Genomic DNA, 9,452 nt, shown 5'->3' on the forward strand with positions numbered 1-9,452 from the left:
ACCCAGCGGATCGCGGCCGCCGCCATCCCGCTGCCCGTCGCAACCGCGTCCGCCAGCGCCGTAGCCGCAACGGCGCGACCCACGCCGGAGGCGCCCGCCCCGGTCTCCGGGCTGACTCCGGTGACGCTGCCGAACACGTCGCAGCTTGCGAAGCCGTCCCAGTCCCCTGTGCGCGTCGCCGGCCCCTGGTGCCCGCCGGGCCGCGTCGTCGGCGCCGGGGCCGGGTTCTGCGAGATCAACTGAAGCCGCGGGCCCGACGCCGGAGCGCACCGGGTCGCCGAGCGTGGGCGGGGGTGGCCCTGTGAGGCGCCTCTGCGCAGCCCATCGCGCGCCGGCCTCTTTTAGATGCGGCCTGCGATATTTACCTCTATAAGCCCGGCCAACTCAGCCAAGGCCAGCCGTCTGCGGGAGACCGCAGACGGGCTTTCCCGTTTGCAGGTTCACGATGCTCGGTGCCCTCGCCAAGAAGATTTTCGGCTCGTCGAACGACCGGCGCGTGAAGGGCTATCGTCCCCGCGTCGCCGCGATCAACGAACTCGAAGCCGAGATCCAGGTCCTGTCCGACGAGGCCCTGCGCGCCCGCACCGACATGCTGAAGGCGGAACTCGCCGCCGGCAAGAGCCTCGACGACATCCTCGTTCCCGCCTTCGCCACCGTGCGCGAGGCGGCCAAGCGGGTGTTCGGCCAGCGCCACTTCGACGTGCAGTTGATCGGCGGCATGGTGCTGCACGAGGGCGGCATCGCCGAGATGAAGACCGGCGAGGGCAAGACCCTCGTCGCGACGCTGCCGGTCTACCTGAACGCGCTGTCGGGCAAGGGCGTCCACGTCGTCACCGTCAACGACTACCTCGCGGCACGCGACGCCGAGTGGATGGGGCAGGTCTACCGCTTCCTCGGGCTCACCGTCGGCACGATCGTGCACGGCCTCGACGACGAGCAGCGCAAGGACGCCTACGCCTGCGACATCACCTACGGGACCAACAACGAGTACGGTTTCGACTACCTGCGCGACAACATGAAGTACGAGATGTCCCAGCTGGCGCAGCGGGGGCACAACTTCGCGATCGTCGACGAGGTCGACTCGATCCTGATCGACGAGGCGCGCACGCCGCTGATCATCTCAGGCCCGGTCGACGACCGCTCGGAGCTCTACGTCACCGTCGACGCGCTGATGCCGATGCTGGTGCCGGCCCACTACGACCTCGACGAGAAGCAGCGCACCGTCTCGCTCACCGAGGAAGGCAACGAGTTCATCGAGGATGCGCTCCGCGACGCCGGCATCCTCAAGGAGGGCGACCTCTACGACGGCCACAACGTCACCATCGTCCACCACGTGAACCAGGCGCTTCGCGCCAACACCCTGTTCACGCGCGACAAGGACTACATCGTCAAGAACGACGAGGTGGTGATCATCGACGAGTTCACCGGCCGCATGATGCAGGGTCGGCGTTACTCGGAGGGCCTGCACCAGGCGTTGGAGGCCAAGGAGCGGGTGACGATCCAGCCCGAGAACCAGACGCTGGCCTCGATCACCTTCCAGAACTTCTTCCGGCTCTACGAGAAGCTCGCAGGCATGACCGGCACGGCCTCGACCGAAGCCGACGAGTTCGCCGAGATCTACAAGCTCGAGGTCGTCGACATCCCGACCAACAAGGAGGTCGAGCGCGTCGACGAGGACGACCAGGTCTACCGGACCGTCGAGGAGAAGTACGCCGGCATCATCGAGGAGATCGAGACGGCGCATGCGCGCCACCAGCCGATCCTCGTCGGCACCGGCTCGATCGAGAAGTCGGAGCTGATCGCGGAGCTGCTGAAGAAGGCCGGCTTCACCCTGCTCGACTATTCCGACCCGAACGCGCTGACCGACGTCTACGCCGCAGCGCGCGAGGGACGCGTGACCAAGCGCTTCGCGGTGCTGAACGCCCGCTTCCACGAGCAGGAGGCCTACATCGTCGCCGAGGCCGGCGTGCCGGGCGCGATCACCATCGCCACCAACATGGCCGGCCGCGGAACCGACATCAAGCTCGGCGGCAACGTCGAGATGCGCGTCGAGAAGGAGCTCGCCGGGCTTGAGGACGGCCCGGAGCGCGACGCCCGGGTCGCCGCGATCAAGGCCGAGATCGCCGAGAACCGCACCAAGGTGCTGGCGTCGGGCGAGCCGGCCAACCCCGAAGCCGGCCGCAAGAAGGCGCTTCCGGGCGGCCTCTACATCATCGGCACCGAGCGCCACGAATCGCGCCGCATCGACAACCAGCTTCGCGGCCGCTCCGGCCGCCAGGGCGACCCCGGCCGCTCCAAGTTCTTCCTGTCGCTGCAGGACGACCTGATGCGGATCTTCGGCTCCGACCGCATGGACGGCATGCTGCAGAAGCTCGGCCTGGAGCAGGGCGAGGCGATCATCCACCCCTGGATCAACAAGGCGATCGAGAAGGCGCAGCAGAAGGTCGAGGCGCGCAACTTCGACATGCGCAAGAACGTGCTCAAGTACGACAACGTCATGAACGACCAACGCAAGGTGGTGTTCGAGCAGCGCCGCGACTTCATGGGCCAGGACAGCGTTGCCGAGACCGTCGAGGAGATGCGCCAGGCGACGATCGACGACCTCGTCGCGACCCACATCCCCGAGAACGCCTACGCCGAGCAGTGGGACGTGGTCGGCCTGCGCGAGCGCGTCACCGAGGTCCTGAACCTTCAGGAGCCGATCGAGGACTGGGCGAAGGAAGAGGGCATCGCCGACGAGGAGATGCGCGAGCGCCTGAAGAAGGCGGCCGACGCCGCCTACGCCGCGCGCTCGGAGAAGAACGGCGCCGAGGTGATGACCTACATCGAGAAGCAGGTGCTTCTCCAGACCCTCGACCACCTCTGGCGCGAGCACCTCGTGACCCTCGACCACCTGCGGCAGGTGATCGGTTGGCGCGGCTTCGCCCAGCGCGACCCGCTGAACGAGTACAAGTCCGAGGCCTTCGACCTGTTCAATGGCCTCGTCACGCAGCTGCGCGAGCAGGTCACCAGCCAGCTCTCGCGCGTGGAGATCATGTTCCAGGAGCCGGAGGCGCAAGCGAACCCGTTCGGCCAGTCCCCCGGCCTGCCGCAGATGTTCGCCCAGCACCTCGACCCGGTCACCGGCGAGAACGAGATGGACCGTGACGGCCGCGGCTCCGGCAGCGACGGCGGCGGCGGACCCGCCTACGGCTACGCGGCGCAGGGGCTCTCGGCCGACGGCGCCGTGCTGGAGCGCGACCCCGACGACGCCACCACCTGGGGCCGCGTCGCCCGCAACGAGCCCTGCCCGTGCGGCTCGGGCAAGAAGTACAAGCACTGCCACGGCAGCTACTCGGCCTGAGAGGGCGATTCTCCCTGCGCCTCTGCGGCAAAGGGAGAAGCGCAGCGGGTATCCATGACGACCGTCTTCATCGCGGGCGCCGGCACCGAGATCGGCAAGACCTACGTCACGTCGGCGATCGTGCGGCGGCTGCGGGCCGACGGGCGTGACGTGTGGGCGCTGAAGCCCATCGCGAGCGGCGTGCCGCCGGTGGGCGACCCCGGGTTCGCGGACAGCGACACGGCGCGGCTTCTGGCGGCGCAGGGCGTCGCAGTCTCGGAAAATTCGGTCGCGGCCTGCTCGCCCTGGCGCTACGCGGCGGAGCTCGCCCCTGACCAGGCGGCGGCGCTCGAGGGCCGCACGCTGGAACTCGAGGCGGTCGTCGCCTGGTGCCTCGAGCGGATGGAAGCCGAGGCCGGCACGCTGCTGATCGAGGGCGTCGGCGGCCTGATGAGCCCGGTCACCCAGGAGGCGACCGGCCTCGGCTGGCTCTGGTCGCTGGCCTGCCCCGCCATCCTGGTCTCGGGCAGCTACCTCGGGGCGATCAGCCACACGCTCACGGCCTACGAGACCTGCCGCGCCGCCGACGTGCCCGTGCTTGCGATCGTCGTCAACGAGAGCCCCGGCGCCCCGACGCCGCCGGAGACGGTCGCCGAGGCGATCGGCCGCCATGTCGAGGTGCCGGTGATCGTGATCGCTCGCGACGCGCCCTGCCCCGACGCGCTCGCCGCCCTGGTCTGACGCCCGGCCGACACACATCCTCGCGATCGTCGGCCACGGCGCACGGTTCCGATGGACGGGCGACCGGCGCCTGCTAGCGTCGCGCCAAGAAACGACGAGGGCGCCCGGTGAGCGAAAGTCATGACCGCGCGGAGGGCGGCGCGAAGCCTTCCGCCGCGCAGGGGTTCCGCCCCGCCCTGCTGCTCGGCGCGCTCGGCGTCGTCTACGGCGACATCGGCACCAGCCCGCTCTACGCCTACAAGGAGGCGGTCCGCGCCGCGAGCGGCGGCGGCAACGCCGACCCGATCGCGGTGGTCGGCGCCGTTTCGCTGATCCTGTGGGCGCTGATCCTGATCGTCTCGCTGAAGTACGCGGTGCTGATCCTGCGGGCCGACAACGGCGGCGAAGGCGGCATTGTCGCGATGCTGGCGCTGCTCGGCGCCCGACACGCCAAGCCGCGCTCGTGGCAGGCGTTGCTGCTCGTCGTCGGGCTGATCGGCGCGGCCTTACTCTACGGCGACGGCGCGATCACCCCGGCGATCTCGGTGCTGTCGGCGATCGAAGGCCTGAAAGTCGATGCTCCCGCGCTCGGCCGCTACGTCGTGCCGATCACCATCGCGATCCTCGTCGCGCTGTTCCTGGTGCAGAGCAAGGGCGTCGCCTTCATCGGGAAGATCTTTGGTCCGGTGATGCTGCTGTGGTTCCTCGTCCTCACGCTGATGGGGCTCGGCGGAATCCTGCACAAGCCGGAGATCCTGGCCGCCGCCAACCCGCTGAAGGCGGTGGAATTCCTGTTCCATGCCGGCTGGCACGTCAGCTTCGCGATGCTGGGCGCGGCCTTCCTCGCCGTCACCGGCGGCGAGGCGATGTATGCCGACCTCGGTCATTTCGGCGCCCGGCCGATCCGCATCGCATGGTTCGCCCTGGTGCTGCCGGCGCTGGTGATCAACTATTTCGGCCAAGGCGCGCTGCTGCTGGCCTCGCCCGATGCGATCGAGAACCCGTTCTACCGGCTCGTGCCGGGCTGGGCGCATTACCCGCTGATCGGGCTCGCCACGATGGCGACGGTGATCGCCTCGCAAGCGATCATCTCGGGCGTTTTCTCGCTCACCCAGCAATCGGTCCAACTCGGCTTCCTGCCGCCGATGCACATCGTCCAGACGGCGTCCGAGGAGCGCGGGCAGATCTACGTGCCGGCGGTGAACTGGCTGCTCGCGGTGGCCACCATCGCCGCCGTCGTTGTGTTCGAATCCTCGGACGCCCTCGCCGGCGCCTACGGCATCGCCGTGTCGCTGCTGATGGCGATCACCACGCTGCTCGCCGCGCTGATCGCCCGCAAGTGGGGCTACAACCTCGTCGCGATCCTCGCGGTGAACGGTTTCTTCCTGGTGATCGACCTCGTCTTCCTCGGGGCCAACAGCGTAAAGCTGTTCGAGGGCGGCTGGTTTCCGCTGGTCCTCGCCGGCATCGTCGCGCTGATGATGCTGACGTGGCGGCGCGGCAACCAGCTCGTCGAGGAGGCGCGCGCTGGCCTGCGGCAGCCGGAGGACGCGTTCCTCGCCGGGCTCCAGCACCGCGACCTCGTCCGGGTGCGGGGCACCGGGGTGTTCCTGTCGGCGGCGACGCACGGCATCCCGCTGCACCTGTCGCGCTTCGTCGAGCGCAGCCATGCCCTCCCCGAGCGGGTGCTGATCGTCTGCGCCCAGTACGAGGAGACCCCGACGGTGCCGCGGGACGAGCGCGGGCACGTCACGATCCTCGCCCCCGACTTCTACCGGGTGACCCTGCGCTACGGCTTCATGGAGGACGCCTCGATCCCCGACGGGTTGGCCTGCGCCGTCGAGCACCGCCGGCTGCCGCCGCAGATGCTCGACGACCTCACGGTGTTCATCGGCCACGAGACCATCATCCCGAAGAACGACCACCGTGGCATGCAGCCCTGGCGCGAGAGCCTCTACGCCTTCATGCAGCGAAACGCCGAGCGCACAGGCGCCTTCTTCGGCGTTCCGACCCGGCAGGTGGTGGAGGTGGGGACCGAGATCGAGATCTAGAGCATTTTCCGTGATCTCTGGATCACGGAAAATGCTCTAACCTGCTGTGTGGTCGCATTTTCTTCACGCGAGCCGGCATCCACCTCGCTTGAAAATGCTTTAGCGGCGGCCCCGCACCGGCCGGGTGCGCGCCGTCCGATCACGCTTTCGCGCGTCCGCGGGCGCCTTGGAACCTTCGCAGGAGCCCGCCGTTCGGACATCCCGACAGCATTCGGTCACGCTTCGCGGCGCCGCCGCGAGGCCGGATCGAGGTCGCTGAACGAGCAGGGAGCTTCCCGATGAGCAGCACCACCGACAAGATCAAGGGCCTGGCCAACGAGGCCGTCGGCAACGTCAAGCAGGGGGTCGGCAACGTCACCGGCAACGAGAAGCTGCAGGCCGAGGGTAAGGCCCAGGAGCTGAAGGGCGAAGCCCAGAAGACCGTCGGCGACGCCAAGGACGGCGTGAAGGGCGCGGCCCAGACGGCCGCCGACGCCGTCAAGAAGATCTGATCCGTTCGGTGACCGGGATCGGGGCCGCACTCGCGCAGCCCCGATCCCCCTCCGCGGGGCGTGCCATCGCCGCCCCCCGACATCGAAGGACGAGGACGAGATCATGAATCGAGATCGTTTCGAAGGCGGCGTACGCGACCTGCGCGGCCGCGCCAAGACCGCCGTCGGCGCCGTGAGCGGCGACCCCGGGCGCCAGTTCGACGGCGCGATCGACCAGGCCGCAGGCGCCGCGCAGCACGCTTACGGTCGCGCCCGCGACACCGCCCAGGTCTGGCGCCGCGACGGCGAGCACCTGATCGACGAGGCCAGCGCCCGCGGCCGCGCCATCGCCGACGAGGCCGCGAGCCGCGGACGCCATTATCGCGATCGCGCAGAACATCACGGGCGCCACGCTGCCCGACGCGCCGACAAGAACAAGGGCGCTACCCTGGCGATCGTCGCCGCCGCAGCCTTCGGGCTCGGCTGGCTCTTGAGCGGGGACCGCTGAGCGTCTCGCACGTGAGTGACGCGCGCAGTCGGGGATGCGGCGATCAGGTTCGCCGTTTCGTCGCCTGAGCGACGCGTGTCGTCGGCGAAAATGGTCTAAGGAAAGGGTGGCCGGGGGCGGCGACGCCCCCGAGCCCGAAGGCCAGACAGACCGAGACGAGGCGATGACCGGCTCCAGCACACCGAACACCCTTCTGACCCCGTCCCTGACGCGGCCCGCGTCGCAGCTGGTTACGATCTTCGGCGGCTCCGGTTTCCTCGGGCGTCACGTGGTCCGGGCGCTGGCCAAGCGCGGATACCGCATCCGTGTCGCCGTGCGCCGGCCCGACCTCGCCTTGTTCCTCCAGCCGCTCGGTAAGGTCGGCCAGATCGTCGCCGTCCAGGCGAACCTGCGCTATCCCGAATCGGTGCGGCACGCGGTCGAGGGCGCGGACGTGGTGATCAACCTCGTCGGCATCCTTCAGGAAACCGGCGCGCAGAGCTTCTCGCGCCTCCAGGTCGACGGGCCCGATGAGATCGCGCGGGCGGCGGCGAAGGCGGGTGCCGCGATGGTCCACGTCTCGGCGATCGGCGCCGACCGGAACTCCGAATCGCGTTATGCCCGGACCAAGGCCGAAGGCGAGGCCGCAGTGTTCGCCGCCCGGCCCGACGCGGTGGTATTCCGGCCCTCCCTCGTGTTCGGTCCCGGCGACAGCTTCTTCAACCGCTTCGCCAGCCTCGCCCGGTTCCTGCCGGTGCTGCCGCTGGCCGGCGCCGAGTCGCGCTTCCAGCCGGTCTTCGTCGGCGACGTAGCCGAGGCGATCGCGCTCGCCACCGACGGCCGCGTGCCCGGCGGCAAGGTCTACGAGCTCGGAGGCCCCGAGGTCGCGACCCTCGATCACCTCGTGCGCTACATGCTGGAGACGACGATGCGCAAGCGCATGGTCGTTTCGCTGCCGCTTCCGCTCGCCAAGATCCAGGCCCGCGCGATGGAGCTCGCCGACACCCTGACCCTCGGCCTGCTGCCGGCCGACCTCAAGCTGACCCGCGACCAGGTCGTCCTGCTGCAGAACGACAACGTCGTCTCGGAGGCCGCCAAGGCCGAGGGGCGCTGCTTCGAAGGTCTCGGCATCCAGCCGACCGCCGCCGAGGCCGTGGTGCCGGGCTATCTCTGGCGCTTTCGCAAGGCCGGTCAATTCGCCAAGGGGCGCGGCACCGAGGAGCAGGCCGAGATCCCCGACATGATCGCCCCGACGCCTATGGGCGAAGGCTCGCAGCATCGGCCGATGCGCGCGTCCGGTCCCGCGATCGGGGCCGATGCCGGCGGATCGCCGGGCATGGGCCAGCGCTGGGGCACCCGCAGCTAGGGCCTCGTGGCGCCAGCGAGATGTCCTCGCCGTCCTAGCGAAGCCGGCCTTGCAGAGCGGGCGCCGGCAGCCGGTGCGTCAGCCGCTTGTGGACGTGCACCATCAGCGCGATGCCGAAGAGCGGCGTCAGCAGGTTGAGCACCGGCACAACCATCATCCCGGCGAGCAGGCAGCCCGCCGCGATCGTGGTGCCGGAGAACGCGCGGCGCATCTCGCCGGCCTCCGCCAGCGGGCGGTAGCGGGCGGCGGCCATCTCGAAATATTCGCGCGACAGCAGGTAGGCGTTGGCGGCGAAGAACGCCGCCAGCCCGATGACCGGCACGAAGAAGATGACCAAAGCGGCGAGGTTCACCAGCAGGGTCAGGCCGGCGAAGCGCAGGGCGTAGAGCATCGCCGAGCCCCACGGCATCGGGCGGCCCGGCGGGTCGTTCGGGAAGTCGGTTCGCTCGACGATCTCGGCGGCGTCGTCGAGGAAGAACCCGGCGACCAGGATCGAGATTGCCGGCATCAGGTAGGCCAAGGCCACGAAGAGCCCGAACCCGGCCAGGAAATAGGCCAGGCTGTCGAGGATGGGGTAGGATTGCGAGATGTGGTGGCTCGCCTGGAACCACTGGATCAGCCGCGTCAGCCCGAACCAGGCCAGTGCCAGGATGCCGAGCGTCAACCCGAGCGACTTCCACAGGATGGCGCGGAGCGGCGGGGAGAAGGTCTGGCGCAGGGCCGCGAGTGCCGACTGGATGAGCATGCCGTGATCCCGTCTGCCGCCGTGGTTCGGCGCATCGCGGTTGTGGTGTCCCGATCCCGCCGCCGCAAGGGCGTCGTGCAGCCGTGCACGCGTCTGGAAAGCCGCACGGGTCGTGGCGTTCGGCGTGATCCGAGATGACCGCCGGGCGGGTGGCCCTCCGCCGGGACCGGTACGAGGAGAAGGATGGTGACCGGCGCATGAGACCGAGGCTCGACACGCCACCCCCGCATGCCCGGTTCCGGCCGAGCGTCGCGCCCAGGCTCGCCCCGCTGCCCGCCGACCCCGACGTGG

The 9,452-nt window shown here is 69.5% G+C and carries 7 protein-coding genes and 1 pseudogene; 7 read left to right on the forward strand and 1 reads right to left on the reverse strand.

Going from position 1 to position 9,452, the window contains the following annotated elements:
• The 7 genes and pseudogenes from FV222_RS29520 to FV222_RS10280 form a co-directional block, all read left to right on the forward strand.
• Positions 1 to 243 (forward strand): annotated as a pseudogene (locus tag FV222_RS29520) (hypothetical protein); the annotation flags it as partial.
• Positions 244 to 445: 202 nt separating this feature from the next.
• Positions 446 to 3,343, forward strand: coding sequence for a preprotein translocase subunit SecA (gene secA / locus FV222_RS10255; protein WP_147761572.1), 2,898 nt, complete (start codon positions 446 to 448; stop codon positions 3,341 to 3,343).
• Positions 3,344 to 3,397: 54 nt separating this feature from the next.
• Positions 3,398 to 4,063 carry a dethiobiotin synthase gene (bioD, locus tag FV222_RS10260; protein ID WP_147761571.1) on the forward strand — a complete coding sequence of 222 codons (666 nt, stop codon included), beginning with the start codon at positions 3,398 to 3,400 and terminating at the stop codon, positions 4,061 to 4,063.
• Between the two features lie 176 nt (positions 4,064 to 4,239).
• Complete coding sequence (locus FV222_RS10265) at positions 4,240 to 6,093, forward strand: KUP/HAK/KT family potassium transporter (protein WP_187277293.1); 1,854 nt, start codon at positions 4,240 to 4,242, stop codon at positions 6,091 to 6,093.
• A gap of 278 nt (positions 6,094 to 6,371) precedes the next feature.
• The gene (locus FV222_RS10270) at positions 6,372 to 6,584 is read left to right on the forward strand and encodes a CsbD family protein (RefSeq protein ID WP_147751780.1); all 213 of its coding nucleotides are present in this window, start codon (positions 6,372 to 6,374) and stop codon (positions 6,582 to 6,584) included.
• Positions 6,585 to 6,687: 103 nt separating this feature from the next.
• Positions 6,688 to 7,071 (forward strand): CsbD family protein, encoded by a 384-nt coding sequence (locus tag FV222_RS10275; RefSeq protein WP_147814142.1) that lies wholly within the window; start codon positions 6,688 to 6,690, stop codon positions 7,069 to 7,071.
• A 163-nt stretch (positions 7,072 to 7,234) separates the two neighbouring features.
• The gene (locus FV222_RS10280; protein ID WP_147761568.1) at positions 7,235 to 8,416 is read left to right on the forward strand and encodes a complex I NDUFA9 subunit family protein; all 1,182 of its coding nucleotides are present in this window, start codon (positions 7,235 to 7,237) and stop codon (positions 8,414 to 8,416) included.
• Between the two features lie 34 nt (positions 8,417 to 8,450).
• Here the strand turns inward: FV222_RS10280 and FV222_RS10285 are convergent, their stop codons facing one another.
• Positions 8,451 to 9,161: a sulfate transporter family protein gene (locus FV222_RS10285; protein WP_147751783.1), complete on the reverse strand. Its 711-nt coding sequence runs from the start codon at positions 9,159 to 9,161 to the stop codon at positions 8,451 to 8,453.
• Positions 9,162 to 9,452: the final 291 nt, after the last annotated feature.

The organism is Methylobacterium sp. WL103, from assembly GCF_008039885.1.
Lineage (GTDB): Bacteria > Pseudomonadota > Alphaproteobacteria > Rhizobiales > Beijerinckiaceae > Methylobacterium > Methylobacterium cerastii.

What these genes read in the sequence shown, in the direction of transcription:
- secA (WP_147761572.1), top strand. Translation starts at nt 446, where the DNA reads ATGCTCGGTGCCCTCGCCAAGAAGATTTTCGGCTCGTCGAACGACCGG.
- bioD (WP_147761571.1), top strand. Translation starts at nt 3,398, where the DNA reads ATGACGACCGTCTTCATCGCGGGCGCCGGCACCGAGATCGGCAAGACC.
- FV222_RS10270 (WP_147751780.1), top strand. Translation starts at nt 6,372, where the DNA reads ATGAGCAGCACCACCGACAAGATCAAGGGCCTGGCCAACGAGGCCGTC.
- FV222_RS10275 (WP_147814142.1), top strand. Translation starts at nt 6,688, where the DNA reads ATGAATCGAGATCGTTTCGAAGGCGGCGTACGCGACCTGCGCGGCCGC.
- FV222_RS10280 (WP_147761568.1), top strand. Translation starts at nt 7,235, where the DNA reads ATGACCGGCTCCAGCACACCGAACACCCTTCTGACCCCGTCCCTGACG.
- FV222_RS10285 (WP_147751783.1), bottom strand. Translation starts at nt 9,161, where the DNA reads ATGCTCATCCAGTCGGCACTCGCGGCCCTGCGCCAGACCTTCTCCCCG.